Source organism: Stenotrophomonas sp. FW305-C-20-S1 (assembly GCF_058783335.1).
On record NZ_JBYTEK010000010.1, the window covers coordinates 98,368 to 124,632 of the forward strand.

Here is a 26,265-nt window from a genome sequence, read left to right on the forward strand (position 1 = left end):
TCAGCCGCGGCCGGCGTCGCTGTCGTCTTCGTCGTGGTCATCGAAGTTGACGATCACTTCAATACCGTCGTCGTGCACGGTCACCAGATGGACGTCATCGGACATCGAGTCAGCCTCGATCACCTCGACCTGCTCGTGGCCCTCGATCACTTCACCCAGCACCTCTTCCTCCTCGTCGGCGTACACCTCGTTCGGATCGATCAGCTGGAACACGCCGCCGACCAGCAACTGCTGGACCACCGCACGGCCCTTGTCGTACAGACCGCGGTAGGCGGCGGCGTCGAGCTGCTCGGCACCTGCCAGGCGCTGCGCGTCCTTGACCGGCAGGGCGAAGTCCTGGCCACTGACATACAGGCTGGCACCGCGCTTGGCCCGGCGCCAGGCCAGGCGCGCCCACGGGTGGCGCTGCAGCAGCAGGCCCGACTGCAGGGCCTCGAGCACTTCTTCCTGCGGCGGCGCGGCCTGATGGGCCATCACCTCGCCGGCGGCGCGGTAGGTGGTGATGAAGCGGCCGAACCAGTCACCCAGCTTGTCCGGATCGTTCATGCGGATGGCGTTGAGCGCGGTGATCACCCGCGCCATCGCCACGGTGTCGATCTCGTTCGGGTCGGCCGGCGCCTTCAGGTCGGCGTCCTGGTAGCGGATGTTCTCGTCGGCGTCGGCGATCAACGTGTCCAGGTAGTCACTGATCAGCTCGGCCGAAGACGGTGCGCGCATGCCGAACGAGAACGTCAGGCACGGGTCTTCGGCAACGCCGTGATGCGGAACGTTCGGCGGCAGGTACAGCATGTCGCCCGGCGCCAGCACCCAGTCATGGGTCGGCTTGAACACTTCCAGCAGCTTCAGTTCCACGTCGGGGCGGAAGCCCAGCGGCGGGCGCTTGCCCTTGATCGATTCACTGGCATCGATCTGCCAGCGGCGGTGGCCGTGGGCCTGCAGCAGGAACACGTCGTACTGGTCGACATGGGCACCGACCGAGCCACCGGTAGCAGCGAAGCTGATCATCACATCGTCCATGCGCCAGCGCGGCAGGAAGCTGAAGTGTTCGATCAGGGCGCGCACGTCCTTGTCCCATTTGTCCACGTCCTGCACCAGCAGGGTCCAGTCGTGGTCGGGCAGGGCGGGGAAGATGTCTTCCTGGAACGGGCCGCTGCGCACGCGCCAGCTGTCCTGGGCCTTGTCGTGCTCGATCAGGCGGGCCAGCACGCCCTCTTCGCAGGCCAGGCCGGCCAGGTCTTCCGGCTGTACCGGGGTCTGGAAATCCGGGAAGGCATTGCGGATCAGCAGCGGGCGTTTCTGCCAGAAGTCACGCAGGAAGGTGGCCGGTGCCATGCCCAGCGGCTGGCCGCGGCGGGCGGTGACTTCGATCAGGGGGGAGGAGGACTTGCGGGCGGCCATGGGGGAGTTCCTTGCAGCGGAAAGCGGGAGGGGCGGCGTGGCGGGCCGCCAAGGGCTCCATTGTCCGACGTTCGATGGGATTGCGCACGTGTGCTGGTTTGTCGCGGGGTCCGGCCAACGGCTGAGCCCCTCGTGGCGGGGGTCGAAAGCAAAAGCTGGGATTGGCCGGGCGGGTGGGCTGCGCGGGGGACGCTGCAAGTCCCCCTCCGGGGCCCGGCCCAGCCGCTGGCGGCTGGGCGTTCGGTCGCTCGCGAAGCATTGCTTCGCAAGCAAAGCGCCCTCACCCCTGTAAGCTCGATGGCGCCATCCATGGCGCCAACGCCCCTGCATGGCCCACCCGCCCGGCCCCTGACAGTTTCCTGCGTGGCCCGCCACGGAATGGAAGAAGAAAATCAAAAGCAACAGTGGGTCGCGCGCTTCGCTTGCTCTATCTGCCTTCGCCATAAATAAAGAGGGACGCGGCGAAGCCGCGTCCCTCTCTCAAATTCCGTCCGACAACCCAATGCTCTTCGAACCGTCACCGAAAAACTGTCAGAGGTGGGGCGGGATGGGCCAGCGGGACCGTTGGCGCCATGGATGGCGCCATCGAGCCCCCATGGATGGGTTCACGGCGTGTCCCGCTGGCCCATCCCGACCCGCCCAGCTAGCAGTAATCCAGAGCCGCTTTTGACGTTGCTGCTGCCGTTGCTGTTGCCTGCCGCAGGCAGCGCCCGCGGCCGCCGCCGCAAGGAAAACCCTTAAATCTTCTTCGCCAGCGACTCGGCCAGGCCGGTGTAGCTGCCCGGGGTCATTTCCAGCAGACGCTGCTTGGCATCGGCCGGCAGCTCCAGCCCCTGCACGAAGGTGCGCATCGACTCGGCCGTGATGCCCTGGCCACGGGTGAGCGCCTTCAGCTGCTCGTACGGGTTCGGCAGCCCGTGGCGGCGCATCACCGTCTGCACGGCCTCGGCCAGCACTTCCCACGCCGCATCCAGATCGGCGTCCAGGCGCTGCGGGTTCACTTCCAGCTTGCCCAGGCCCTTGGCCAGCGAATCCAGCGCCACCTGGCTGTGGCCGAACGCGGTGCCCAGCGCGCGCAGCACGGTGGAATCGGTCAGGTCACGCTGCCAGCGGCTGATCGGCAGCTTCGCGCTGAAATGCTCGAACAGCGCGTTGGCGATGCCGAAGTTGCCTTCGGCGTTCTCGAAATCGATCGGGTTGACCTTGTGCGGCATCGTCGACGAACCGACTTCGCCTTCCTTCAGGCGCTGCTTGAAATAGCCCAGCGAGACGTAGCCCCAGATGTCGCGGGCCAGGTCGATCAGGATGATGTTGGCGCGGCGGGCGGCATCACCGATCTCGGCGATGTTGTCGTGCGGCTCGATCTGGGTGGTGTACGGGTTGAACACCAGCCCCAGCCCGGTCACGAAGCGCTCGGCGAAGGCCGGCCAGTCCACATCCGGGTAGCTGGCGATGTGCGCGTTGTAGTTGCCGACGGCGCCGTTGATCTTGCCGGTCAGTTCAACCGCGGCGATCTGCCGGCGCTGGCGCTCCAGGCGGGCGACCACGTTGGCCAGCTCCTTGCCCAGCGTGGTCGGCGAGGCGGTCTGGCCGTGGGTGCGCGACAGCATCGGCTGGCCGGCCTGGGCATGGGCCAGCGTGCGCAGTGCAGTGGCGATGCCGTCCAGGGTCGGCAGCAGCACCTCGCGACGGGCCTGTTCCAGCATCAGGCCGTAGCTGAGGTTGTTGATGTCTTCGCTGGTGCAGGCGAAATGCACGAACTCCAGCGCCGGCGCCAGCTCGGCATCGTCCTTCAGCTGTTCCTTGATGAAGTACTCCACCGCCTTGACGTCATGGTTGGTGGTGCGCTCGATCTCCTTCACGCGCGCGGCCTGGGCCGGGCTGAAGCCGTTGGCCAGTGCACGCAGGCGGACGATGGCAGCGTCGGAGAACGCGGCCAGCTCGACGATGCCCGGCTCGGCGGCCAAGGCCAACAGCCACTCCACTTCGACCGTGACACGGGCCTTGATCAGGCCGTACTCGGAGAAGATCGGGCGCAGGGCGTCGACCTTGCCGGCATAGCGGCCATCGAGCGGGGACAGGGCGAGCAGGGCGGATTCGGACATGTCGGCAGGGCTGGGACGAGCGGCGGGGCCGATATTCTACGACGCGTGGCCTTCGCATGCTCGGTAGCGCCGGGCCATGCCCGGCCGATGGTGGCCGCGCTTCGCGCTCGCCGGGCGCGGCCCGGCGCTACCCGTTCAATCGGCCCTGCGGATGAAACGATCTGGCCCGTCCTCGCCATCCCACGCTGCGGACAAGGGAGTATCGTTGTCGCAGCCGCCAGCCCGGGAAGCGACACCCTGCCAGCCGCCGCTTTCCTTTCCCCAACTGAAGAAGTGCGGAGTTGATGCAATGAGCAAAGCTGCAAGCAAGAGTGCCCCCAAGGGATTCCGGATCGAGCACGACAGCATGGGTGAGCTGCAGGTGCCTGCCGACGCGCTGTGGGGCGCGCAGACCCAGCGCGCTGTACAGAATTTCCCGGTGTCGGGCCAGCGCATGCCGCGCGGTTTCATCCGTGCGCTGGGCCTGGTCAAGGGCGCTGCCGCCGGCGTCAATGCCGAGCTGGGCCATCTGCCGAAGACCGTGGCCAAGGCTATCCAGTCTGCCGCGGCTGAAGTGGCGGACGGCACGTGGGACGCGCAGTTCCCGATCGACGTCTACCAGACCGGCTCGGGTACGTCCTCGAACATGAATGCCAACGAGGTCATCGCCACCCTGGCCAATCGCGCCGGCAAGGCCGGCAAGACCACGGTGCACCCGAACGATCACGTCAACCAGGGGCAGAGCTCAAACGATGTGATTCCCACGGCGCTGCGCGTGTCGGCCGTGCTGGCCACCCATGAGCAGCTGCTGCCGGCGCTGGTGCACCTGCGCCGGACGCTGGACAAGAAGGGCCGCAGCCTGCGCAAGGTGGTCAAGACCGGCCGCACCCATCTGATGGATGCGATGCCGCTGACCTTCGAACAGGAATTCGGTGCATGGTCGGCGCAGTTGGCCTCGGCCCAGGAGCGCATCGAGGACAGCCTCAAGCGCGTGCGCCGCCTGCCGCTGGGCGGTACCGCCATCGGCACCGGCATCAATGCCGACCCGCGCTTTGGTGCACAGGTTGCCAAGGCGCTGAAGCAGCAGACCGGCTTCAAGTTCGACAGCGCCGAGAACAAGTTCGAAGGCCTGGCCGCGCAGGACGATGCGGTGGAGCTGTCGGGCCAGCTCAATGCGCTGGCGGTGGCCCTGATCAAGATCGCCAACGACCTGCGCTGGATGAACGCCGGCCCGCTGGCGGGCCTGGGCGAGATCGAACTGCCGGCACTGCAGCCGGGGTCCTCGATCATGCCGGGCAAGGTCAATCCGGTGATCCCGGAGGCGACGGTGATGGCCTGCGCGCAGGTGATCGGCCACCACACGGCGATCACCGTGGCCGGCCAGACCGGCAACTTCCAGCTCAACGTCACGCTGCCGCTGATCGCGGTGAACCTGCTCGATGGCATCGGCCTGCTGGCCAATGTGTCGACCCTGCTGGCCGACAGCGCCATTGCCGGCCTGAAGGTGCGCGAGGACCGTGTGGCCGAGGCGCTGGCGCGCAATCCGATCCTGGTGACCGCGCTGAACCCGATCATCGGTTACGAGAAGGCCGCAGCGATCGCCAAGCGTGCCTACAAGGAGCAGCGCCCGGTGCTGGACGTGGCGCTGGAAGACAGTGGCCTGGCCGAAGCCGAGCTGCGCCGCCTGCTGGATCCGGCCGCGTTGACGGCCGGTGGCATCCAGGCCGGTGGCGGAGGTGCCGGCGGCTGATCGAGCTGTGTGCGGGCCGAGGTCCGCACCCACTACAGGCGAGAAGGAAGAACGCCGCCCGGGAGGGCGGCGTTGTTCGTTTCAGCGACGGTCGGCGACGATGTTGCCGAAGGTCTCGGTGTAATCCTTGAACTCGGGAATGGTCTGCACCAGGTCCGGCGGAATCACCTGCATGCCCTCCGGCGGCACGATCTTCACCGGCTGCATGTTGGGGTCGGCCGGTGCGGCCACCAGCGTGTTCTGGCGCAGCACCTGCAGCTTGCCGAACATCGTCTGCAGCATCTGCTTCTGTTCGGCGTTGAGCGGGATCAGGATCTCGTCGATCTTCATCTGCCCGTCGGGCAGGATGATGATGTTCGGTGCCGGCTGGCGGCGAACGGTCACGATGCTCTCGCTGACCGAGATCTTGGGTTTGCCACGCTCGGCGCGGTGGTTGCGGTAGTCCTGGTCACAGCCGACCAGGCCCAGGCAGAGCAGGGCGGCCAGCAGCAGAAACAGCTTTTTCATGGCGGTTCGATGAAGTGCATCCGGGGCTGCCATTGTAAGCCCGCCGGGGCGCAGCGGCCGGCAACGCAGGTGCGCGGCCGGCCGGGTGCGCTGATCTGTCACAGGGGTCAGCGGTTGACCACGGTGTCCTTGCCGCAGTCGTCCACATCGCTCTGGTCCATCGTGGCGTAGGGCTTGAACGCCGGCAGCGAGGCAGCCAGGGCCTGCTGGCTGGCCAGCATGGCCGGCATGCGGTCGCAGATGCGCTTGGCCTGCGCTTCGATCTTGGCGGCCTCGGCGTTGATCCGTTTCTCGATGCCTTCGCTGTCACCGCTGAAGATGCCCTTCAGTGCTTCACCGGCGGCGTTGGCGCCGAGCTTGGCACCTGCCAGGCCGACGTCCATGCCGTCCATCGCCACCGCCACCACGTGGCCACGGTAATCAAGCAGCTGGCGACGCTGGCCATCGTCCAGCGCCACCGGCTTGCCACCGATCAGCAGCTGTCCCTGCGGGGTGATCTCCGCGCGTGGCTGGTTGTCGGCCGAGATCTTGATGTTGCCTTCGGCAATTTCCCTGCGGGCGTCATCCATCGCCTCCTTGACGGTCTGGCCGACGCCGCCCGCGGTCTCGGCCACCGCCTTGCCGGCGGTCTTGTCGGGGCTGGACGTGTCGCCACAGGCGATCAGCGGCAGGCACAGCAGGGCAGCAGGCAGCAGGCGCAGCAGACTCATGGCATTCCCCTCGGATCGGATGGTTGGACGTTACTTGCCGCGCGGCAGGGTGATGGTGCCGGACACGTTGCGATGCTGGACATCGCCGCTGCCGCTGTGCTCGACGGTGAGGTTGCCGCGCACGCCGTCGACATCGATGTCGCCCGAGCCGTGGCTGCGCACGCGGACGTTGCCGCCGACCTGCTCGATATCGACGTTGCCGGAGCCGACCACGCCGACCTCGACGTTGCCCTGCACCTGCTTGAAGCCGATGTCGCCCGAACCGACGGTATCCAGCCGCGCGTTGCCACGCACGTCGGTCACTTTCAGGTCACCGGAACCGACCGTGCCGACGCTGGCATCACCGCCGATGTTGCGGGCGTTGACGTCGCCCGAACCCAGCGAGAGCAGGTTGAACGATGCGGCGCCATCAACGTCCAGGTCGCCCGAACCCACGGCGGCATGCACGCTGCCACGGGTGCCGCGGGCGATGCCATCACCGGAGCCCACGTCCATGCTCAGCGACTGCGCGTTCTCGATGCTGCCATCGCCCGAGCCGATCTTGAACTGCAGCGGCAGGTTGTCCGGCACGCTGCCACGGATGTCCAGCCAGGCGTAGCTGTTACCCATCGACAGCGCGTCGCGGCTGTCGCGGCGCAGGCTTACCACCAGCTTGTCGCCCACGCGGCGCTGGTCCAGCACCAGCTGGTCCAGCCAGTCCTTGTTGGACGCGCACGCGCGGCCTTCGAGCTGGCCGCCACCGGCGCTGGCGACCACTTTCAGGTCATGCTGGTTGATCTCGAACACCACCGCTTTGGCACCGGTCGCGTCGATCTTCAACGCGCGCGGCGCGGAGAACTTGCAGTTCGGTGCATCGGCGGCCAGCGCCGACAGCGGCAACAGCAACAGTGCAGTACAGGCAATCAAGGAACGCATGGGTGGTGCCTCCAGGTTGACGATCAGATTTCGCCAGCGCGCTTGCGCAGGCGGATGGCGATGAAGATGAAGGCCACGCCGAAGGCCGCGCCGATCCACAGGTCGGGCATCGCCAGCGACTTGAGCTGGGCAGAGGGCGCCATCAGCGCCACGATCGAGTCCAGATCCTGCCTGGATTCACCGCCACCGGCGCGGTACAGCAGATCCATTCCCGGCATCGCACCCAGCAGCAGACGGCCGACGATGTGTTGCCAGAACCAGCCGGTGGTCAGGTCGAACAGGTGCATCAGCTTGGTGGTGCTGACGATGATGCCGGCGAACAGCGGCAGCATCACTGCCCAAAGGAACGGCTTGCTCCGTGCCCAGGCCGAGCACAGCAGCAGCCAGCCCGCAGTGGGCAGCGCCCACAGGGCGTACACCGGGATGGACACGAACATGCCCATGACCAGGCTCATCGGATTGGCAGGTCCCACGATCAACTGCATCGCATCGCCGCCGTGGGAGACCACCACCAGGCACAGTATCAGCATGAAAACGAGCAGGGTCAGGCTGGAAGCGATGATGGCGATGAGCGGTGCGACGATCAGTGCACTGAGCACCTTGGACAGTACGGTCTGGGTGTCCGACAGCGGCAGCGACTTCCAGAACAGGATGCTGCGGTCGCGGCGATCGTCATACAGGGCGCCCAGGCAATAGAAGAACACCACAAAGGCAAGCACGATCAGTGGCCAGGACGAGGTCAATACCATCGCCAGGTCCAGGCCGTTGCCCAGGTCGGCCATGTCCTTGGCGCTGATGTCGCGGGTCAGCACGGCCAGATCCAGGCCGTTGATGTTCACGCTCTCGCCGTCGATGTGCAGGCCGCCGTCGCGGGCGGCACGATGCAGGGCGAACAGGCCCAGGCCGATGCCGATGCCGCTCATCAGCAGCGAGACGATGCCGGCGATCACCGGGGCGTACAGGAAACCACCGCGGTTTTCCCAGTATTCGCGCTTGAGCAGCCAGCGCAGGGTGCCTGCGGGACTGACAGGATGGTTGACGGCATTCATGCGTAGGTCCCCTTCATGACAGCGACGAACAGATCGGCAAGGCCGGCGTTACGGGTTTCACCCAGGCTGGCCAGCTGGCTGCGTGGCACCCCGTCGAACAGCAGGACGGTCTTGCCGAAGGCCTGGCTGCGCTCGTCGATGGGCTTCAGTGCGCGGGCGGTTTCGAGCTGGTCGGCACCGACCAGCAGTTCGGTATAGCGGTCGCCGACTTCGTCCATTTCCGCATTGAGGACGATGCGACCATCGCGGATGAACATCACGTCGGTGAGGATGTGTTCGATCTCTTCCACCTGGTGGGTGGTGACGATGATCGTCTTCTGCTCGTCGAAGTAGTCTTCCAGCAGGCGCTGGTAGAACTCCTTGCGGTACAGGATGTCCAGGCCGAGCGTGGGTTCGTCCAGCACCAGCACCTTGGCGTCGATGGCCATCACCAGTGCCAGGTGCAGCTGCACGATCATGCCCTTGGACAGTTCACGCACGCGCTGCTTCGGCTGCAGCTTGGTGTTGGCCAGGAAGCGTTCGCAACGGGCGCGATCGAAGCGGGGGTGCACGCCGGCGACGAAGTTGATCGCCTCACGCACCTTCAGCCAGCGCGGCAGCACGGCGACATCGGCGATGAAGCAGATGTCGTTCATCAGATCGTCGCGGTGCACGCGCGGGTCGCGGCCGAGCACGCTCAGCTCGCCTTCCACCGAGGTCAGGCCGAGCACCGCCTTCAGCGCGGTGGTCTTGCCGGCACCATTGGGGCCGATCAGGCCGATGATGCGGCCTGCCGGAATGGAGAAGCTGGCGTTGTCGAGCGCGAGCGTGTTCTTGTAAGCCTTGCGAAGGCCACGGGCGGTAATGACAGCGTCGCTTGGCACAGCGGTAGTGGGACTGGCATTCATCAGAATTTCCCCTGGGGCAACAATTCGTCGAGACTCAGGCCCAGTCGCTGGATGCGCTCCAGTACGGCCGGCCATTCTTCATTGAGGAAGCGTTCGCGCTCGCTGCTGCGCAGCTGCGTGGCCGCCTGTTCGGTCATGAACATGCCCAGCCCGCGGCGCTTCTCGACCAGGCCTTCATCGGCCAGCTCCTGGTAGGCGCGCGAAACGGTGATGGGGTTGAGCTGGTAATCGGCGGCCACCTGGCGCACCGAAGGAAGGGCATCGCCCGGCTTGAGGATTCCGTCAAGCATCATGGCGATCACGCGTTCCTTCAGCTGGCGGTAGATGGGAGCGCCGTCGCTCCACTGGATGTCGCTCATATTCAGCTCCGTGGGGTCAGCGGCTGTGCGAACGAGAAATACGGCATGGACAGGGAGCTGTGCAGCCGACGCGGGGGGGAGGGGGAGGGAGCGGCATTCCCTGCCGTGGGTGCTGCTGCGTCCTGCGTACTGTCTTCGGAGAGGGTGGGGGAGGACGCGGCCGGCGGTGCCGGCATGGCCAGCCAGACCAGTACGAACAGGGTTGATACCGCGGTGACCGCGGGGGCGGCAAGGCTGCGACGCATCCGGCTGTTCATGGTTCCCCTGCCTCAGGTGACTGGTGTTGTATGCAACTATAACACCGGCACGCCTGTGTGCAAGTCCTGCCCCCACCCAACTGATGGCAGGGGTGGTCACGGCACCGCAATATTCGTTCAACCGCTTGATATGCATCGAAAAAGAGAAACTGCGGAGGCGCGTTTTCAGTCGGCCTCCCATTCAGCCATGTCCATGCTATGTCATCAGCAGCGGGCTGGGACGCGCGGCAGACTGCTTCCGCCACGCCGTGCAAAGCGCGACAACGCATGCGCTCCAGAGACGTGCAGACCCCGGTGCTATAGTTCGGCCGATTCCCGGCCGGTCACGGCCGGACCCCTGGAATGGCTACCGCGGACCGTCTCCCATGCCTTTGTCGACTGCCTCCTCGCGCCGCCTTCGCGGCCTGTCCCTGTTGACCCTGCTGGCCGCAGGCCTGGCCATGTCGGCCGCCGCTTCGGCCGCCGATCTGCTGGATCTGTCGTACCGGCCGCTGGCGGGCAAGCAGCAGGTCAACCTGCAGCAGCGTTACCACGGGCAGGTGCTGCTGGTGGTCAATACGGCAAGCAAGTGCGGCTATACCCCGCAGTACGAGGGTCTGGAAGCGCTGCAGAAGCAGTACGCCGGCAAGGGGTTTGCCGTGCTCGGCTTCCCGTCCAACGATTTCAAGGGGCAGGAGCCGGGTGATGAAAAGCAGATCCAGGATTTCTGCACGCTTACCTATGGTGTGAAGTTCCCGATGTTCGAAAAGGTGCACGTGACCGGCGCGCAGGCCACGCCGCTGTATCAGCGCTTGACCGCCGCCACCGGCGTGGCGCCGGCCTGGAATTTCCACAAGTATCTGGTCGGACGCGATGGCACGGTCATTGCCCAGTTCGCCAGCAAGGTCACCCCGGATGATCCGCAGCTGAAAGCGGCCATCGACAAGGCGCTGGCGGCACCGGCCGCACATTGAATGCCGGCACGGATGCCTCGACATCGACGGCATGCGTGCGACAATACGTGTTTTCGCGCCGACGTCGGCGTCCAGTCACTTCCAGGAATGCAGCGAATGAAAATGGGAATGCGCGGCGCCGCGGCGTCGGTTCTGATTCTGGCGATGGGCACCTCCGGTGTCGCCCTGTCGCAACAACCGGCCGCTCCTTCGGCCGCCAAGGAGACCGCACCCTTGAATTCCCCCAAGCAGAAGCTCGGCTACGCCATTGGTCTGGATGTGGCCAAGTCGTTCGCGCCGATCGCCGATGAAATCGATGCAGCCGCGCTGCGCACTGCCGTGGAGCGTTCCTTCGAAGGCCTGCAGCCGCAGATCACCCAGGAACAGGCCAAGGCGACCGATGCCGCCCTGCGCCAGGTGGTGATGGCCCGCAGCGGCCAGCAGGTGCCGGGCGTCGCGCCGGGCTCGCAGCCGGCGAAGGTCGATCGGGTCAAGGTCGCGCAGATGATCGGTGCTTATTCGGTGGGTCCGTCGCTGGCACAGCTGAAGGACGATATCGATACCGCTTCGCTGTTTGACGCGATCAACACTGGCCTGAGCAAGGGCCAGCCGAAGATGAGCGAAGCCGATGCCACTGCCACCATCCAGTCGTTCATGGGTGCCAAGCAGGCCGAGATGCAGGCCAAGGCCGCACAGGCAGCGCAGACCAACCGTCAGGAAGGCAACGCGTTCCTGGCCAAGAACAAGACCCAGCCGGGCGTGGTGACCACCCCGTCGGGCCTGCAGTACCAGGTGATCCGTCCGGGCAGTGGCGAGCGTCCGCTGCCCTCCAGCAAGGTGCGCGTGAACTACGAAGGCAAGCTGCTCAACGGCACGGTGTTCGACAGTTCTGCGGGCCGTGGCCCGGCCGAATTCGGTCTGGACCAGGTCATCAAGGGCTGGACCGAGGGCGTGGCCCTGATGCCGGTCGGCTCGAAGTACCGCTTCTGGATCCCGGGTGAACTGGCATACGGCGAGAACGGCACCCCGGGTGGTCCGATCGGTCCGAACTCCACCCTGACCTTCGACGTCGAGCTGCTGGGCGTTCTGCCGTAAGCCAACACGGAGTCAGCACGGATATGCGCGTTGCGATTTTTGGTACCGGCTACGTAGGTCTGGTGACCGGCACCTGCCTGGCCGACGTTGGCCACCAGGTGGTCTGCGTCGATATCGACCAGGCCAAGGTGGATGGCCTCAACCGGGGCATCATCCCGATCTACGAGCCCGGCCTGGAGCCGATGGTGAAGGCCAACCACGCCGCGTCGCGGTTGGTGTTCACCACCGACGCGGCGACCGCCATCGGCCACGGCCAGGTGGTGTTCATCGCCGTGGGCACGCCGCCGGACGAGGATGGCAGCGCCGATCTGCAGTACGTGCTGGCCGTGGCCCGCACCATCGGTCGGTACATTTCGGTGCCGACCGTGGTGGTCAACAAGTCGACGGTGCCGGTAGGCACCGCCGACAAGGTGCGTGCGGCCATTGCCGAGGAGCTGGCGGCGCGTGGGGCGGATATCGCCTTCGATGTGGTGTCCAACCCCGAATTCCTGAAGGAAGGCGACGCCGTTGCCGACTGCATGCGGCCTGACCGCATCATCATCGGTGCGACCAGCGCCGAGTCGGTCGCCGTGATGCGTCGCCTGTACGCACCCTTCAATCGCAACCACGATCGCGTGGTGGAGATGGACGTGCGTTCGGCCGAGCTGACCAAGTACGCCGCCAATGCAATGCTGGCAACCAAGATTTCGTTCATGAATGAAATCGCCAACATCGCCGAGCGCGTGGGCGCCGACGTCGAGCAGGTCCGCCAGGGCATCGGTTCGGATCCGCGTATTGGCTGGCACTTCATCTATCCGGGTGCCGGTTATGGCGGTTCGTGTTTCCCCAAGGACGTGCAGGCACTGGCGCGCACCGCGCAGCAGGCCGGCCTGGAGCCGAAGCTGCTGAACGCGGTGGAGGCGGTCAATGAATCGCAGAAGGGGCACCTGTTTGCCCTGATCCAGCGCCACTACGACAAGGGCGAAGACGAAGGCGTGCGCGGCAGGACGTTCGCCGTGTGGGGCCTGGCGTTCAAGCCGAACACCGATGACATGCGCGAGGCCTCCAGCCGCCGCCTGCTGGCCCAGTTGTGGGAAGGCGGTGCGACAGTGCGCGCCTACGATCCGGAGGCGATGCATGAATCGCGGCGGATCTTCGGCGAGCGCGACGATCTGGTGTTCTGTGACAGTGCCGACGATGCGCTGCAGGGCGCCGATGCACTGGTCGTGGTGACCGAGTGGAAGCAGTTCCGCAGCCCCGATTTCCAGATGCTGCGCGAGCGGCTGAAGGATGCGGTGGTGTTCGACGGCCGCAATCTGTACGAGCCGGCTGAAGTCGAGGCCGCCGGCCTCGCGTATTACGGCATTGGCCGGGGACGTTCGCTGCATGTCTGAAGTACCGACCGAACGTGAGCAGGCGCTGGAAGCGCGCCTGGTCGAGCTGGAGATGCGCGTGTCCTTCCAGGAACACGCGCTGGCCGAACTGAGCGATGCACTTGCAGACGCGCGCATGGAAGGCAGCCGCAATGCCGGCATCCTGCGCGTGCTGCTGGAAGACCTGGGCAAGGTCCGCAATGCATTGAATTCTTCTGATCCGGCGAGCGAACCGCCGCCGCCGCACTACTGATCCATATCCTATGAGCGATACCCTCCGCGACCAGCTGATGGGCCTGGGCTTCAAGCCCGCGCCCAAGCCCGAGCGCAAGAATGATGCCCCCCGCCGTGATGGCCGCCCGCAGGGCAAGGGTGGCGCTGGCAATGGAAAGCCGCAGCACGCTGGCAAGGGCGAACACAAACCCGGCGAGCGGCGGGCGCATGGCAATGGCGGCCCGGGCAAGCCTGGCCAGCAGCGTGGCCAGGGCCACGGGCAGGGGCCGCGCAAGCCGCGTACCGCCGAGGAAATGGATCTGGCCAAGGCTTACGCGATCCGTGCGCAGCGGGAGAAGGAAGAGCGCATCGAGACCGAGCGCCTGAAGCAGGAAGAAGCCCGCCAGCGCCGCGAGGCCAAGGTGAAGCTGGAAGAACTGCTGAAGGACAAGAGCCTGAATGCCGAAGCGGCCGATATCGCGCGCCACTTCCCGTACGGCGGCAAGATCAAGCGCATCTACGTCACCGCCGAGCAGCTCAAGGCACTCAATGCCGGTGAACTGGGCGTGGTCCAGCTCAACGGTCGCTACCTGCTGGTGACGGCTGAAGTCCTGGCCCAGTCTGAGGCGGTGTTCGCCGCTTCGGTGGCGTTGAAGGTCGACCCGAATGCACCGGCCGAGGACGATCCCTACGCCGACCCGCAGTACCAGGTGCCCGACGACCTGGTCTGGTAAGCACAGGATGGCCGCGGCGGGCCCAGTGTCATCGCGGCCGCGAGGGAAGGGATGACCGTTGATCCAAGCCGCGGCTACGTGCCGCACATCGACGGCCTGCGTGCGATTGCCGTGCTGGCCGTCATCGTGTTCCACCTGGACCCGGCCTGGCTGCCGGGCGGGTTCACCGGCGTTGACGTGTTCTTCGTCATCTCCGGTTTCGTGGTCAGTGCCTCTGTACATCGGTTGCCGGCGCTTTCGCTGGGGCAGTCGATGCTGCGCTTCTATGCGCGCCGCATCCGCCGCATCGCACCGGCACTGCTGACCTGCCTGCTGGCGACTGCCGTGGCAAGCGTTCTGTTCATCCCCGAATCCTGGCTCAGCGAGGCCAGCGACAAGACCGGATTGATGGCCTTCTTCGGTTTCAGCAACTGGGTGCTGGCGGCCATCGGCAACGACTATTTCGCGCCCAGGGCCGAGTTCAATCCGTATACCCATACCTGGTCGCTGGGCGTGGAAGAGCAGTTCTACCTGTTGTTCCCGCTGCTGTTCCTGGCTTGGGCGCGCGGCCGGCACGGGCGCTGGATCAGCCTGGGCCTGTTCGCGCTGGTCAGCGTGGCGTCGCTCTCGCATGCCGCCGCGCTGGGCACGCGCGAGGCGCCGCCGCCGTGGGCGTTCTATGCCACCAGTACCCGTCTGTGGCAGCTGGGCGTGGGCGTGCTGCTGTTCCAACTGCTTCATGTGCGCGAACCGCACATTGCGTTGACCGGTCTGCCCGCGAAACGCAGTGCGCCATTGTTCTCGCTGCTGGCCATGTTGTCGCTGGCGCTGCTGGGGTGGGCCCTGTGGTCCGCGCGCGCGGGGCACTCGCCGTGGCCCGACGGTCTGCTGCCGGCTTTCGCCACCGCCGGCCTGCTGTGGTCCCTCCATCATCACCCGCAGGCGTGGATCGGCCGTCTTCTGGCTAGTTCGCCGATGCGCCGCATCGGCCTGCTTTCCTATTCGCTGTACCTGTGGCATTGGCCGGTGTTCGTGCTGATGCGCTGGACCGTCGGCTTGCAGACGCCTGCGCAGATGGCTGCCGCCGTCGGACTGGTGGTGGTGTTGTCCTGGCTGTCCTGGCGCTGGGTGGAACGCCCCTTCCGTGGACCACTCGCGCAGCACCTGACGTCCGCACGCTGGGTAGTCACCGGTGGGGTGGTGCTGCTGCTGGCAGGGGGCATGCAGATGCTGCTGTACGCGCAGGCGCCGCTGCTGTCGTTGAGTACGGTGAGTCGACATCCGGCCGATTGGTACCCCAATGGCAAGAGCGTGGCCCGCGACTACCCGGACTGCGCGCTGGACGTCGGCAAGCGCCGTTTCGAAGGAGGCAGTGCACGCACCTTCGCCCGTGGCCAATGCAGCCGTCCGGTGGTCGCAGGCGCGCCGGCGCAGGTATTCGTTGCCGGTGATTCACACGCCATGGCCTATATCGAACTGCTGCAGCGCCTGGCCCTGGATACCGGGACGCAGGTATCGCTGTATGGACGTGGCGGTTGCCCGCAGATCAGCCTGCAGAAGTGGCGAGGCGCCGGCGCTGGCTGTGCTGCGTTCGATGCGGCCGTGCTGGCCGACATCACGCAGCGGGCGCAGCCCGGTGATGTGGTGGTGCTGGTGTCATTGCGGATCCCGCGCCTGTCCGACCAGTTTGTATTGTTCGATGCGCAGGCGCAGCTGGCCGGTGAACTGACGCCGGAAGCCGCCGCCGGACGCGAGGCGGAAGTGGCTGAGTCGATCACGCAGTGGACGCCGTTGGCCGAGCGCGGTGTGCGGATCGTGCTGGAAGCACCCAAGCCAGTCCTGCCGGCGCCACCCTATCGCTGCTCGGACCGCTTCAATGCCCGCAACGAGGTCTGCCGCAACGGCATGGACAGCACCCGCGTGGCCATGGATACCCTGCGTGCCCCCATGCTGGGCAGCCTGCGGCAGGTGGTCGATGGCCTGCCCGGTGCGGTGCTGTGGGACCCATTGCCGGTGCTGTGCGATGCCGCCAAGTGCCCGGCGCAGCGGGAGGGCAGGCCGCTGTACTTCGATGGCGACCACCTCAGCGCATACGGCAATCGCATGTTGTTGCCGTCGCTGCAGCAGGTGCTTCTGCAACCGTGAAACCGGGCATGACCCTGCCTTCCTGAGCAATCGCGGGCAGGGCTGGCGCCGGGCCAACCCTGTCGGCGGATCATTCCGGATCGTAATCCAGGTTCGAGGCCAGCCAGCGTTCGGCCTGGGCACGGTCCACGCCCTTGCGGCGTGCGTAGTCGGTGACCTGCTCGCGACCGAGGCGGCCGACCACGAAATACTGGCTCTGCGGGTGGCTGAAGTAGTAGCCCGACACCGCCGCGGTCGGCAGCATCGCGAAGCTCTCGGTCAGTTGCATGCCGGCGTTGGTTTCCGCGCCCAGCAGGTCGAACAACCGGCGTTTTTCGCTGTGCTCGGGGCAGGCGGGGTAACCGGGCGCGGGGCGGATGCCGCGATACTTTTCGTCGATCAGCGCTTCGTTGTCGAGCGTTTCGGCGTGGTCGTACCCCCAGAATCCGGTGCGTACGCGCTGGTGCAGGCGTTCGGCCAGGGCTTCGGCAAAGCGGTCGGCGAGCGCCTTCAGCAGGATTGCGTTGTAGTCGTCGTGGTCGGCCTCGAAGCGGGCCACGTGCGCGTCGATGCCGATCCCGGCGGTGACTGCGAAGGCGCCGATCCAGTCCTGCTTGCCGCTGTCGGCCGGGGCGATGAAATCGGCCAGGCAGAAATCCGGGCGTTCGGCGGGCTTGTCCACCTGTTGCCGCAGGAAGTGCAGGGTGGCCTCGCCATCGGGATGCTGCACGCGTACGTCGTCACCGATGCTGTTGGCAGGCCACAGGCCGAACACGGCCTTGGCCCGCAGCCACTTCTCGTTGACGATGCGGTCGAGCATCGCGCGCGCGTCCTGGTACAGCTCGCTGGCCTGGGTGCCAACGATCTCATCGGTGAGGATCGCCGGATATTTGCCGGCCAGCTCCCACGCCTGGAAGAACGGCGTCCAGTCGATGTAGGGCACCAGCTCGGCCAGTGGGTAGTCATCGAATACATGCAGGCCCGGCTGCTTCGGTGCGGGTGGCGTGTACGCCTGCCAGTCGCACTGGAACTTCTGGCCACGTGCATGCTCCAGCGACACCAGGCGCTTGGCGTCACCGCGGTTGCGGTGGCGGGTGCGGATCTCGGCGTAGTCCGCCTCGTTGGCGGCGACGAACGCATCCCGCAGCTCGCGCGAGATCAGCGACTGCGCCACGCCCACGGCGCGCGAGGCGTCCTTCACCCAGACCGTCGGGGCTTTGTAGTGCGGGTCGATCTTCAGCGCGGTGTGCGCACGCGAGGTGGTCGCGCCGCCGATCATCAGTGGCAGGTCAAAGCCCTGCCGCTGCATTTCACGGGCGACATGGCTCATTTCTTCCAGTGACGGCGTGATCAGGCCGGACAGGCCGATGATGTCGGCCTGGTGCTCGCGGGCGGCATCGAGGATCTTCTGCGCCGGCACCATCACGCCCAGATCGATCACCTCGAAGTTGTTGCAGGCCAGGACCACGCCGACGATGTTCTTGCCGATGTCGTGCACATCGCCCTTCACCGTGGCCATGATGATCTTGCCGTTGCTCTTGGCGGTGTCGCCGCTGCGGGCCTTTTCGGCTTCGATGTAGGGCAGCAGGTAGGCCACCGCCTTCTTCATCACACGTGCCGATTTCACCACCTGCGGCAGGAACATCTTGCCGGCACCGAACAGGTCGCCGACCACGTTCATGCCGGCCATCAGCGGGCCTTCAATGACGTCCAGCGGGCGGCTGGAACGTTGCCGGGCTTCTTCGGTATCGGCGTCGACCCAGGCATCCAGGCCATGCACCAGCGCATGCGCCAACCGTGCGTCCACCGGCTCCTCGCGCCAGGCCAGGTCTTCGGTCTTCGCCGCGCCCTTGCTGCCCTTGTAGCGCTCGGCGATTTCAAGCAGGCGCTCGGTGGCATCAGAGCGGCGGTTGAGGATCACGTCCTCCACGCGCTCGCGCAGTTCCGGCTCCAGCTCGTCGTAGATCGGCATGGCGCCGGCGTTGACGATGCCCATGCCCATGCCTGCGGCGATCGCGTGGTACAGGAACACCGAGTGGATCGCCTGGCGCACGGTCTCGTTGCCACGGAACGAGAACGAAACGTTGGACACGCCGCCGGACACATGGCAGTGCGGCAGTGTCTGCTTGATGATGCGGGTGGCTTCGATGAAGTCGACCGCGTAGTTGTCATGCTCTTCAATGCCGGTGGCGACGGCGAAGATGTTCGGGTCGAAGATGATGTCCTGTGGCGGGAAGCCGATTTCATCGACCAGCAGGCGATAGGCGCGGGTGCAGATTTCAACCTTGCGTGCGCAGGTGTCGGCCTGCCCGCTCTCATCGAAGGCCATCACCACTGCGGCCGCGCCGTAGCGCAGTACCTTGCGCGCATGCTCGCGGAACAGGTCCTCGCCTTCCTTCAGCGAAATCGAATTGACCACGCTCTTGCCCTGCAGGCACTTCAGGCCAGCCTCGATCACGCTCCACTTGGAGGAATCGACCATTACCGGGATGCGGGCGATGTCCGGCTCGGACATGATCAGGTTGAGGTAGCGGGTCATCGCCGCTTCCGAATCGATCAGGCCCTCGTCCATGTTGACGTCGAGGATCTGTGCGCCGCTGGCCACCTGCTGCCGGGCGACGTCCACCGCTTCTTCGTAACGGCCTTCCTTGATCAGCTTGCGGAACTGCGCGCTGCCGGTGACGTTGGTGCGTTCGCCGACATTGACGAACAGCAGATCCGGGGTGATGACCAGCGGTTCCAGGCCGGACAGGCGGGTAGGGCGGACAGGCGTCATGATCGGCGGCAACTCAGCGGCAACAGGGGGACGTGCGGGAGGGGGTGCAGGTGTTCATGCCGCCTGCACCTGGGCGGCAGGCAGGGCGCGCGGCGGCAGCCCGGCCACCGCCAGCGCGATCGCGCGGATGTGGTCCGGGGTGGAGCCACAGCAGCCGCCGACCAGATTGAGCAGGCCATCTTCGGCAAAGCCACGCAGGGTGGCGGCCATTTCCTCGGGTGTTTCGTCGTACTCACCGAATGCATTGGGCAGGCCGGCGTTGGGATGGGCACTGACGTAGCAGTCCGACACCTGCGACAGCGTTTCCACGTGCGGACGCATGGCATCGGCGCCGAGTGCGCAGTTCAGGCCGATCGACAACGGCCGTGCATGCGCGAGTGACGCCTGGAACGCCTCGGCGGTCTGTCCGGACAGGGTGCGCCCGGAAGCATCGGTGATGGTGCCGGAAATCATGATCGGCAGCCGCGCGCCACGTGCATCGAAGGCCTCCTCGATGGCGTACAGCGCAGCCTTGGCGTTGAGCGTATCGAAGATGGTCTCGACCATGATCGTGTCGGCGCCACCATCGATCAGGCCATCGATGGCTTCGCGGTAGGTGCCGCGCAGCTCATCGAAACTGGTGTTGCGGAAGCCGGGATCATTGACGTCCGGACTGATCGAAGCGGTGCGGCTGGTCGGGCCGAGCACGCCGATGACGAAGCGCGGCTTGTCCGGTGTGGTGGCCGCCACCGCATCGCAGCAAGCACGTGCGACGGCCGCACCCGCCTTGTTCAGCTCGTACACCAGGTGTTCGAGGTGGTAGTCGGCCTGGCTGACGGAGGTGGCGTTGAAGGTGTTGGTTTCCACCAGGTCCGCGCCCGCTTCCAGGTAGGCGGTGTGGATGCCGGCGATGACCTCCGGCCGGGTCAGCAGCAACAGGTCGTTGTTGCCCTTCAGGTCGTGGCCTTCGGGTGTGCCGCCGTGGTCGCAGCCGGGCCCATGGGCGTGGTCGTAACCGCCGGCGAAGCGCTCGCCCCGGTAATCCTCTTCCTGCAGGCCGTGGCGCTGGATCATCGTGCCCATCGCGCCGTCGATGATCAGGATCCGATCACGCAGGGCAGCGAGCAGCGATTCCACGCGTTCCGGGTGCAGCCAGGGCAATGCGGGCATGTCGACCTCAGGGTTTGTTGGCGATCAGCGAGATCACTTCGAAATGCGGCGGGCGCTTTTCGCGGGTGACCGTTTCCAGGTTGGAGACCTGCAGGCCGGCCTTGTCGACGAACTTCTTCAGCTCCTTGTCGCTGAAGCCGAGGTTGACATGGCCATAAGCATCGACCGCGGCCTTGTGCTCGTGGCGGGCCAGGCTGCACAGCAGCAGGCGACCGCCCGGGCGCAGTACGCGCGCGGCTTCGGTGACCGCCTGCGCCGGCTTGCTGGCGTAGGTCAGGGCGTGCATCAGCACCACAAGGTCGAAGCTGCGGTCCTTGAAGGGCAGGGCATGCATGTCGCCCTCGCGGACTTCCACGTTCGGCAGGCGGCGCAGGCGTTCGCTGGCGGCGGCCACCACGCGCGCACTGGTATCGATGCAGACGTAACGCCTGGCGTGCGGGGCGACCAGTTCGGCCAGCACACCGTCGCCGGAGGCGATATCCAGCACGTCGCCGGTTTCCAGCAATGGCAGCGCGGTGCGCGCCAGCGCTTCCCAGGTGCGGCCCGGGGAGTAGTGGCGCTCCATGTCGCCGGCCACGCTGTCGGCCCAGTTCTGGTCAGCCGCGCGGTGGGCGAGCACCGCCGCTACGCGTTCAGCATCCTGGCGCAGCAACGGGTCATCGCTTCCGTTGCTCAGGGCATGCCACAATGCACGCTGCGCCGGGTCCAGCTGGGCTTCGTCGAAGCGGTAGTAGGCCGACACGCCCGCACGGCGGTCGCGCACAAGGCCGGCTTCCTTCAGGCGCGCCAGATGAGTCGATACCCGCGGCTGCGCCAACCGGGTGATGGCCGAAAGCTCGGCCACGGTCAGCTCTTCCTGCTCCAGCAGCGCCAGCAGGCGCACGCGGGTAGCATCGGCGAACACCTTCAGGCGGGTCGACCAGTCTTCCAGATCCATAAACATCTACCTATCGCGATATAGAGATATATTCGCTGACGGGGGGCTGCCCGGTCAAGCCGCCGCCAGGGCCGAGTCAGCCGCCAATGCCCCGCCCCCGGTACAATCGGCGAACCATTTTCCCGGGAGGGTGTTGTGGATTTCAGCTTTACCGAAGAGCAGTTGATGCTGCAGGACGTTGCGCGCCGGATCGCGCAGGAAAAGATCGCCCCGAGCGCGGAGCACCATGACCGTACCGGTGAGTTCCCGCTGGACAACATCCGCCTGCTGGGCGAGAACGGCCTGATGGGCATCGAAGTGCCGACCGAATACGGTGGCGCGGGCATGGACCCGATCGCGTACGTGCTGGCGATGGTGGAGGTCGCCGCCGGTGATGCTGCGCATTCGACCATCATGTCGGTCAACAATTCGCTGTTCTGCAACGGCATCCTGACCCATGGCAGCGAAGCGCAGAAGCAGAAGTACGTGCGCGCCATCGCTGAAGGCGAGGCCATCGGTGCATTCGCGCTGACCGAGCCACAGTCGGGCTCGGACGCCACTGCCATGCGTTGCCGCGCGGTCAAGCAGGCCGACGGCAGCTATGTCATCAATGGCAAGAAGAGCTGGATCACTTCCGGCCCGGTGGCCAAGTACATCGTGCTGTTCGCGATGAGCGAGCCGGACAAGGGCGCGCGTGGCATCACCGCGTTCATGATCGACACCGACAAGGCCGGTTTCGGCCGCGGCAAGACCGAACCGAAGCTGGGCATCCGTGCCTCGGCTACCTGCGAGATCGAGTTCAACGATTACGTGGCGCAGCCCGAAGACGTGCTGGGGCAGGAAGGCGAGGGCTTCAAGATCGCCATGGGCGTGCTTGACGCCGGCCGCATCGGCATTGCCTCGCAGGCGATCGGTATTGCCCGTGCCGCCTATGAAGCGACCCTGGAGTACGTGAAGGACCGCAAGGCCTTCGGTGCGGCCATCGGTACGTTCCAGATGACCCAGGCGAAGATTGCCGACATGAAGTGCAAGCTGGATGCGGCGCTGCTGCTGACCCTGCGTGCGGCATGGGTGAAGGGCGAGGGCAAGCGCTTCAGCAACGAGGCCGCCATCGCCAAGCTTACCGCTTCGGAAGCTGCAATGTGGATCACCCACCAGGCCGTACAGATCCATGGCGGCATGGGCTATTCCAAGGAAATGCCGCTGGAGCGCTACTTCCGTGATGCCAAGATCACCGAGATCTACGAAGGCACCTCTGAAATCCAGCGCCTGGTGATTGCCCGCAACGAAACCGGGCTGCGTTGATTTTCCTGCGCCGCGCCGCTGCAATGGCGGCGCGGCAGTAGATCCACGCCATGCGTGGATGGCGTTGTGCCCAGATGGCATGCCCCTCTGGCTTTCCAGGATGCATGCTGCTGCAATGCGGATCGTTTTTTCTGGAGATACCGCATGATCTACCGCGGCTGGGGCTTCATGACGCTGGTGACGCCGATCGCAGGCATCCTGTTGCTGGCGTACTTCTTCCCGCACGACGGCGCCAAGGGCAACATCCCGCTGCAGCAGGTGCTGCTGGGTGGTGGCATCGGTGCGGCAGTGAACGTGCTGCTGGGGCTGTGGCTCAACCGTGCGCCGCGGCAGGAGGGAGAGGCCGCACCCCATCATTTCTTCTTTGTGCCGATGCAGTGGGTCGCATTGGTGATCGTTGCAGTGTGCGTGATGATCTCGCTGCTGCGCTGACACGTCGCCTTGGAGAGCGCCAACCAAGGTTGGCGGTTACCGGGCATGCCGCTGCTTTGGTAGATGCCAACCTTGGTTGGCATGGATTCAAAAGCAGCAAAGAAAAAGGCCCCGGATCGCTCCGGGGCCTTTCTCGTTTCAACTCACCGTCGGATCAACGATCCGGGCGATGGGCGCTTTCCGCATCACGCTGGCGGCCGAGGAATTCCTTCGACGGTTCATCCAGCTTGTCGCCCAGCATGCGGCGCACCACCACGAAGAACACCGGGATCATCAGCAGGCCGAGCAGGGTGGCGAACAGCATGCCGCCGATCACGCCGGTACCGATGGCGTGGCGCGAGTTGGCGCCGGCACCGGTGGAGATCGCCATCGGGATGACGCCCATGATGAACGCGAAGGACGTCATCAGGATCGGGCGGAATCGCAAGCGCGCCGCTTCGATGGTGGCATCGCGCAGGGTCTTGCCCGCCGCACGCTGCTCCACCGCGAACTCCACGATCAGGATCGCGTTCTTCGCGGCCAGGCCGATCACCGTGATCAGGCCGATCTTGAAGAACAGATCGTTCGGCAGGCCACGCATCATCGACAGGGCGAGTGCGCCCAGAACGCCAAGCGGTACCACCAGCAGCACCGCCACCGGGATCGACCAGCTTTCATACAGCGCGGCCAGGCATAGGAACACCACAACGATGGACAGCACCAGCAGCAGCGTCGCGGCGTTGCCTGCCAGGATTTCCTGGTAGGACAGGCCGGACCAGTCGTAGCCGAAGCCTGCCGGCAGGTCGTCGTTGACGATGCCTTCCATGGTCTGCATCGCTTCACCCGAGCTGGTGCCCGGTGCCTGCGAGCCGACGATGTTGATCGCCGAGTAGCCGTTGTAGCGGCTCAGCGACGGTGGTGCCGAGACCCATTCGGACTTGACCACCGTGCTCAACGGAATCATCGCGTTGGTGCCATCGGCATTGGTGGTCAGGCTGGACGGGCTGTAGAAGCTCTTCAGCGATTCCTGGCCAGTGCGGTACGGACCATCAGCCTGCATGGTCACGCGCTTGATGCGGCCTTCGTAGAAGAAGTCGTTGACGTACACCGGGGCCAGCATCAGCTGGATGGTGCTGTACACGTCCGACACCGACATGCCCATCGACTGCGCCTGCACGCGGTCCACGTGCAGCTGCAGCTGCGGGGCGTTTTCCAGGCCGTTCGGGCGCACGCCCACCAGGTGGTCCGGCTTCTGCGCGGCCTGGCCGAGCAGGATGTTGCGAGCCTGGGTCAGCTGCTCGTAACCGGCACCGCTGCGGTCCTGCAGCCACATGTCGAAGCCACCGAACTGGCCAAGGCCCTGCACGGTCGGCAGGTTGACCACGAAGATCTGCGCTTCCTTGATGCCGTAGAACGCGCCGTTCATGTTCTGGATGAATTCCGGAGCAGTGAACTTGCGCTCTTCCCACGGCTTCAGGCGGATGAAGCCCATGCCCACGTTCTCGCCGGAGCCGACGAAGCTGAAGCCGGCCACCTGCAGCATGCCTTCATAGCCATCCTGCTTTTCCAGGATGCCGCGCATCTGTGCGAACGCTTCGTTGGTCTGGCTCTTGGTCGAGCCCGGCGGCAACTGCACGATCGCCAGTGCATAGCCCTGGTCTTCCTCAGGCAGGAAGCTGCCCGGCATGCGGGTGAACAGGAAACCGCACAGCGCGGTCAGCACCACGAACAGGATCATCCAGCGTGGTGCATGGCGCACCGCGGAGGTGATGTGGCCCACATAGGTGTGGCTGATCTTGTCGTAGTACTTGTTGAAGGTGCGGTAAACGATGTTTGGGTTGTCGTTGTGCGTCGGCTTGAGGAACGTCGCGCACAGTGCCGGGGTGAAGCCCAGCGCCAGGAACGCCGAGAACGCCATCGAGATGGCGATGGTCAGGGCGAACTGCTTGTAGATCTCACCGGCCGCACCGCCCTGCAGGGCAGAGGGGATGAACACCGCCGCCAGCACGACGGTGATGGCCACCACCGCGCCGGTGATCTGGGTCATCGCCTTCTGCGTGGCCGGCTTCGGCGCCAGGCCTTCCTCGGTCATGATGCGTTCGACGTTCTCGATCACCACGATCGCGTCATCGACCACGATGCCGATCGCCAGCACCATCGCAAACAAGGTCAGCTGGTTGATCGTGAAGCCGATCATCCACATGCCCAGGAACGTACCCAGCAGGGCCACCGGGATGACCAGGGTCGGGATCAGGGTGGCGCGGAAGTTCTGCAGGAAGATCAGCATCACCAGGAACACCAGCAACACCGCTTCGAACAGGGTCTTGACCACTTCCTGGATCGAGATCTTGACGAAGGTGGTGCTGTCGTACGGCGAGAACCAGGTGACGCCGGCCGGGAAGCTGGGCTGCAGCTCGTCCATCTTGCCGCGCACCGCCTCGGCCACGTTCAGGGCGTTGGCGCCCGGCAGCAGCTGGATGGCGAAGGCGCCGGTGGGCTTGCCGTTGTACTGGGTATCAAAGCCGTAGTTGTTGGCACCGAAGGCGACGCGGGCGATGTCCTTCAGCAGCACGCGCGAGCCATCGGCATTGGCGCGCAGGATGATGTTCTCGAACTCCTGCGGCGAGCTGAAGCGGCCTTCGGCCGACACCGTGGCGGTGAAGTGCTGGCCTTCCGGCGACGGGTCGGAGCCCAGCGCACCGGCGGCGAACTGCACGTTCTGCGCGCGTACCGCCGCCAGCACCTGGCTGGCCGACAGGCCATAGCCCTGCATCTTTTCCGGGTTGAGCCAGATGTTCATGGCGTACTCGGAACCGAACTGCTGGGTGCTGCCGACGCCGGGGATGCGCGAGACCTGGTCGAGCACGCGCGAACCGACGATGTCGTTCAGTGCGTCACGGTTGATCGTCGGCGTATCGGACTGCAGCGCCACCACCATCAGGAAGCCGGCGTTGGCCTTGGCCACCACCACACCCTGCTGGGTGACTTCCGAAGGCAGTCGCGGCGTGGCCAGCGAGACCTTGTTCTGCACCTGCACCTGGGCGATGTCCGGATCGGTACCGGTCTCGAAGGTCAGGGTGATCGAGGCGCGGCCGTTGGAGGCCGATGAGGAGCTGAAGTACAGCAGGTGATCGATGCCGGTCAGCTGCTGCTCGATCACCTGGGTGACCGATTTCTCCGTGGTATCCGCACTTGCACCCGGGTAGGTGGCCGAGACGGTCACCTGCGGCGGGGCGATGTTGGGGTAGGACTCCACGCCGAGGTTGAGGATCGCGATCACGCCGCTGAGCGAGATCAGGATCGCCACCACCCAGGCGAAGACTGGATGTTCGATGAAAAATTTAGGCATGACGGAAGGTCCCG

General features: G+C 65.6%; 21 protein-coding genes. 9 read left to right on the forward strand and 12 right to left on the reverse strand.

The features are described 5' to 3' along the window. Window positions 1-1,398 carry a ribosomal protein uL16 3-hydroxylase gene (locus tag AC3WTC_RS07705; protein ID WP_492711244.1) on the reverse strand — a complete coding sequence of 466 codons (1,398 nt, stop codon included), beginning with the start codon at window positions 1,396-1,398 and terminating at the stop codon, window positions 1-3. Window positions 1,399-2,135: 737 nt separating this feature from the next. After that, window positions 2,136-3,503, reverse strand: coding sequence for an adenylosuccinate lyase (gene purB, locus AC3WTC_RS07710; protein ID WP_033831519.1), 1,368 nt, complete (start codon window positions 3,501-3,503; stop codon window positions 2,136-2,138). A 289-nt stretch (window positions 3,504-3,792) separates the two neighbouring features. Between purB and AC3WTC_RS07715 the strand changes: the two genes are divergently transcribed. Next, window positions 3,793-5,232, forward strand: coding sequence for a class II fumarate hydratase (locus AC3WTC_RS07715; protein WP_080148444.1), 1,440 nt, complete (start codon window positions 3,793-3,795; stop codon window positions 5,230-5,232). 81 nt (window positions 5,233-5,313) lie between these two features. Here AC3WTC_RS07715 and AC3WTC_RS07720 read toward each other — a convergent pair whose 3' ends face one another. The 6 genes from AC3WTC_RS07720 to AC3WTC_RS07745 form a co-directional block, all read right to left on the reverse strand. After that, window positions 5,314-5,739 (reverse strand): hypothetical protein, encoded by a 426-nt coding sequence (locus tag AC3WTC_RS07720; RefSeq protein WP_032951937.1) that lies wholly within the window; start codon window positions 5,737-5,739, stop codon window positions 5,314-5,316. A gap of 107 nt (window positions 5,740-5,846) precedes the next feature. Next, window positions 5,847-6,449: a DUF2884 family protein gene (locus AC3WTC_RS07725; RefSeq protein ID WP_059064617.1), complete on the reverse strand. Its 603-nt coding sequence runs from the start codon at window positions 6,447-6,449 to the stop codon at window positions 5,847-5,849. 30 nt (window positions 6,450-6,479) lie between these two features. Next, window positions 6,480-7,364, reverse strand: coding sequence for a GIN domain-containing protein (locus AC3WTC_RS07730; protein WP_492711245.1), 885 nt, complete (start codon window positions 7,362-7,364; stop codon window positions 6,480-6,482). Between the two features lie 23 nt (window positions 7,365-7,387). Next, window positions 7,388-8,413: a hypothetical protein gene (locus tag AC3WTC_RS07735; RefSeq protein ID WP_025876815.1), complete on the reverse strand. Its 1,026-nt coding sequence runs from the start codon at window positions 8,411-8,413 to the stop codon at window positions 7,388-7,390. Further along, on the reverse strand, window positions 8,410-9,300 hold the full coding sequence (locus tag AC3WTC_RS07740) for an ABC transporter ATP-binding protein (RefSeq protein WP_492711246.1): 891 nt from the start codon (window positions 9,298-9,300) through the stop codon (window positions 8,410-8,412). The genes AC3WTC_RS07735 and AC3WTC_RS07740 overlap by 4 nt, the downstream gene beginning before the upstream one ends. After that, window positions 9,300-9,659: a GntR family transcriptional regulator gene (locus AC3WTC_RS07745; RefSeq protein WP_012511573.1), complete on the reverse strand. Its 360-nt coding sequence runs from the start codon at window positions 9,657-9,659 to the stop codon at window positions 9,300-9,302. Before AC3WTC_RS07745 ends, AC3WTC_RS07740 begins: the two co-directional genes overlap by 1 nt. Before the next feature lie 622 nt (window positions 9,660-10,281). Between AC3WTC_RS07745 and AC3WTC_RS07750 the strand changes: the two genes are divergently transcribed. From AC3WTC_RS07750 to AC3WTC_RS07775, 6 genes are all read left to right on the forward strand, one after another. Beyond that, a complete protein-coding gene (locus AC3WTC_RS07750) occupies window positions 10,282-10,869 on the forward strand; it encodes a glutathione peroxidase (RefSeq protein ID WP_492711247.1) in 588 nt (195 codons plus the stop codon). Between the two features lie 96 nt (window positions 10,870-10,965). After that, complete coding sequence (locus tag AC3WTC_RS07755; RefSeq protein WP_025876825.1) at window positions 10,966-11,943, forward strand: FKBP-type peptidyl-prolyl cis-trans isomerase; 978 nt, start codon at window positions 10,966-10,968, stop codon at window positions 11,941-11,943. Between the two features lie 23 nt (window positions 11,944-11,966). Continuing rightward, window positions 11,967-13,316, forward strand: a complete 1,350-nt coding sequence (locus tag AC3WTC_RS07760; protein WP_134832806.1) for a UDP-glucose dehydrogenase family protein — start codon at window positions 11,967-11,969, stop codon at window positions 13,314-13,316. Continuing rightward, window positions 13,309-13,548, forward strand: coding sequence for a SlyX family protein (locus tag AC3WTC_RS07765; RefSeq protein WP_025876828.1), 240 nt, complete (start codon window positions 13,309-13,311; stop codon window positions 13,546-13,548). The genes AC3WTC_RS07760 and AC3WTC_RS07765 overlap by 8 nt, the downstream gene beginning before the upstream one ends. 10 nt (window positions 13,549-13,558) lie before the next feature. Further along, window positions 13,559-14,242: a DUF2058 domain-containing protein gene (locus AC3WTC_RS07770; protein ID WP_032976315.1), complete on the forward strand. Its 684-nt coding sequence runs from the start codon at window positions 13,559-13,561 to the stop codon at window positions 14,240-14,242. Between the two features lie 51 nt (window positions 14,243-14,293). Continuing rightward, complete coding sequence (locus AC3WTC_RS07775) at window positions 14,294-16,366, forward strand: acyltransferase family protein (protein WP_134832805.1); 2,073 nt, start codon at window positions 14,294-14,296, stop codon at window positions 16,364-16,366. A gap of 70 nt (window positions 16,367-16,436) precedes the next feature. Here AC3WTC_RS07775 and metH read toward each other — a convergent pair whose 3' ends face one another. From metH to AC3WTC_RS07790, 3 genes are read right to left on the reverse strand one after another with little or no spacing between them, the layout of a single operon-like run. Next, window positions 16,437-19,121 carry a methionine synthase gene (gene metH, locus AC3WTC_RS07780; RefSeq protein ID WP_492711248.1) on the reverse strand — a complete coding sequence of 895 codons (2,685 nt, stop codon included), beginning with the start codon at window positions 19,119-19,121 and terminating at the stop codon, window positions 16,437-16,439. Window positions 19,122-19,175: 54 nt separating this feature from the next. Next, on the reverse strand, window positions 19,176-20,270 hold the full coding sequence (locus AC3WTC_RS07785) for a homocysteine S-methyltransferase family protein (RefSeq protein ID WP_059064614.1): 1,095 nt from the start codon (window positions 20,268-20,270) through the stop codon (window positions 19,176-19,178). A gap of 7 nt (window positions 20,271-20,277) precedes the next feature. Beyond that, window positions 20,278-21,207, reverse strand: a complete 930-nt coding sequence (locus AC3WTC_RS07790) for an ArsR/SmtB family transcription factor (RefSeq protein ID WP_025876836.1) — start codon at window positions 21,205-21,207, stop codon at window positions 20,278-20,280. 135 nt (window positions 21,208-21,342) lie between these two features. On the opposite strand from AC3WTC_RS07790, the gene AC3WTC_RS07795 reads away from it, so the two are divergent. Then, window positions 21,343-22,491: an acyl-CoA dehydrogenase family protein gene (locus AC3WTC_RS07795; RefSeq protein WP_032976311.1), complete on the forward strand. Its 1,149-nt coding sequence runs from the start codon at window positions 21,343-21,345 to the stop codon at window positions 22,489-22,491. 144 nt (window positions 22,492-22,635) lie between these two features. Continuing rightward, window positions 22,636-22,923, forward strand: a complete 288-nt coding sequence (locus AC3WTC_RS07800) for a hypothetical protein (protein WP_080148450.1) — start codon at window positions 22,636-22,638, stop codon at window positions 22,921-22,923. Window positions 22,924-23,077: 154 nt separating this feature from the next. Here the strand turns inward: AC3WTC_RS07800 and AC3WTC_RS07805 are convergent, their stop codons facing one another. Beyond that, on the reverse strand, window positions 23,078-26,251 hold the full coding sequence (locus AC3WTC_RS07805) for a multidrug efflux RND transporter permease subunit (protein ID WP_025876842.1): 3,174 nt from the start codon (window positions 26,249-26,251) through the stop codon (window positions 23,078-23,080). Between the last annotated feature and the right edge of the window lie 14 nt (window positions 26,252-26,265).

Excerpts from the sequence above, each read along its gene's own strand:
- AC3WTC_RS07705 (WP_492711244.1), bottom strand. The coding sequence starts at position 1,398 with ATGGCCGCCCGCAAGTCCTCCTCCCCCCTGATCGAAGTCACCGCCCGC.
- purB (WP_033831519.1), bottom strand. The coding sequence starts at position 3,503 with ATGTCCGAATCCGCCCTGCTCGCCCTGTCCCCGCTCGATGGCCGCTAT.
- AC3WTC_RS07715 (WP_080148444.1), top strand. The coding sequence starts at position 3,793 with ATGAGCAAAGCTGCAAGCAAGAGTGCCCCCAAGGGATTCCGGATCGAG.
- AC3WTC_RS07720 (WP_032951937.1), bottom strand. The coding sequence starts at position 5,739 with ATGAAAAAGCTGTTTCTGCTGCTGGCCGCCCTGCTCTGCCTGGGCCTG.
- AC3WTC_RS07725 (WP_059064617.1), bottom strand. The coding sequence starts at position 6,449 with ATGAGTCTGCTGCGCCTGCTGCCTGCTGCCCTGCTGTGCCTGCCGCTG.
- AC3WTC_RS07730 (WP_492711245.1), bottom strand. The coding sequence starts at position 7,364 with ATGCGTTCCTTGATTGCCTGTACTGCACTGTTGCTGTTGCCGCTGTCG.
- AC3WTC_RS07735 (WP_025876815.1), bottom strand. The coding sequence starts at position 8,413 with ATGAATGCCGTCAACCATCCTGTCAGTCCCGCAGGCACCCTGCGCTGG.
- AC3WTC_RS07740 (WP_492711246.1), bottom strand. The coding sequence starts at position 9,300 with ATGAATGCCAGTCCCACTACCGCTGTGCCAAGCGACGCTGTCATTACC.
- AC3WTC_RS07745 (WP_012511573.1), bottom strand. The coding sequence starts at position 9,659 with ATGAGCGACATCCAGTGGAGCGACGGCGCTCCCATCTACCGCCAGCTG.
- AC3WTC_RS07750 (WP_492711247.1), top strand. The coding sequence starts at position 10,282 with ATGCCTTTGTCGACTGCCTCCTCGCGCCGCCTTCGCGGCCTGTCCCTG.
- AC3WTC_RS07755 (WP_025876825.1), top strand. The coding sequence starts at position 10,966 with ATGAAAATGGGAATGCGCGGCGCCGCGGCGTCGGTTCTGATTCTGGCG.
- AC3WTC_RS07760 (WP_134832806.1), top strand. The coding sequence starts at position 11,967 with ATGCGCGTTGCGATTTTTGGTACCGGCTACGTAGGTCTGGTGACCGGC.
- AC3WTC_RS07765 (WP_025876828.1), top strand. The coding sequence starts at position 13,309 with ATGTCTGAAGTACCGACCGAACGTGAGCAGGCGCTGGAAGCGCGCCTG.
- AC3WTC_RS07770 (WP_032976315.1), top strand. The coding sequence starts at position 13,559 with ATGAGCGATACCCTCCGCGACCAGCTGATGGGCCTGGGCTTCAAGCCC.
- AC3WTC_RS07775 (WP_134832805.1), top strand. The coding sequence starts at position 14,294 with ATGACCGTTGATCCAAGCCGCGGCTACGTGCCGCACATCGACGGCCTG.
- metH (WP_492711248.1), bottom strand. The coding sequence starts at position 19,121 with ATGACGCCTGTCCGCCCTACCCGCCTGTCCGGCCTGGAACCGCTGGTC.
- AC3WTC_RS07785 (WP_059064614.1), bottom strand. The coding sequence starts at position 20,270 with ATGCCCGCATTGCCCTGGCTGCACCCGGAACGCGTGGAATCGCTGCTC.
- AC3WTC_RS07790 (WP_025876836.1), bottom strand. The coding sequence starts at position 21,207 with ATGGATCTGGAAGACTGGTCGACCCGCCTGAAGGTGTTCGCCGATGCT.
- AC3WTC_RS07800 (WP_080148450.1), top strand. The coding sequence starts at position 22,636 with ATGATCTACCGCGGCTGGGGCTTCATGACGCTGGTGACGCCGATCGCA.
- AC3WTC_RS07805 (WP_025876842.1), bottom strand. The coding sequence starts at position 26,251 with ATGCCTAAATTTTTCATCGAACATCCAGTCTTCGCCTGGGTGGTGGCG.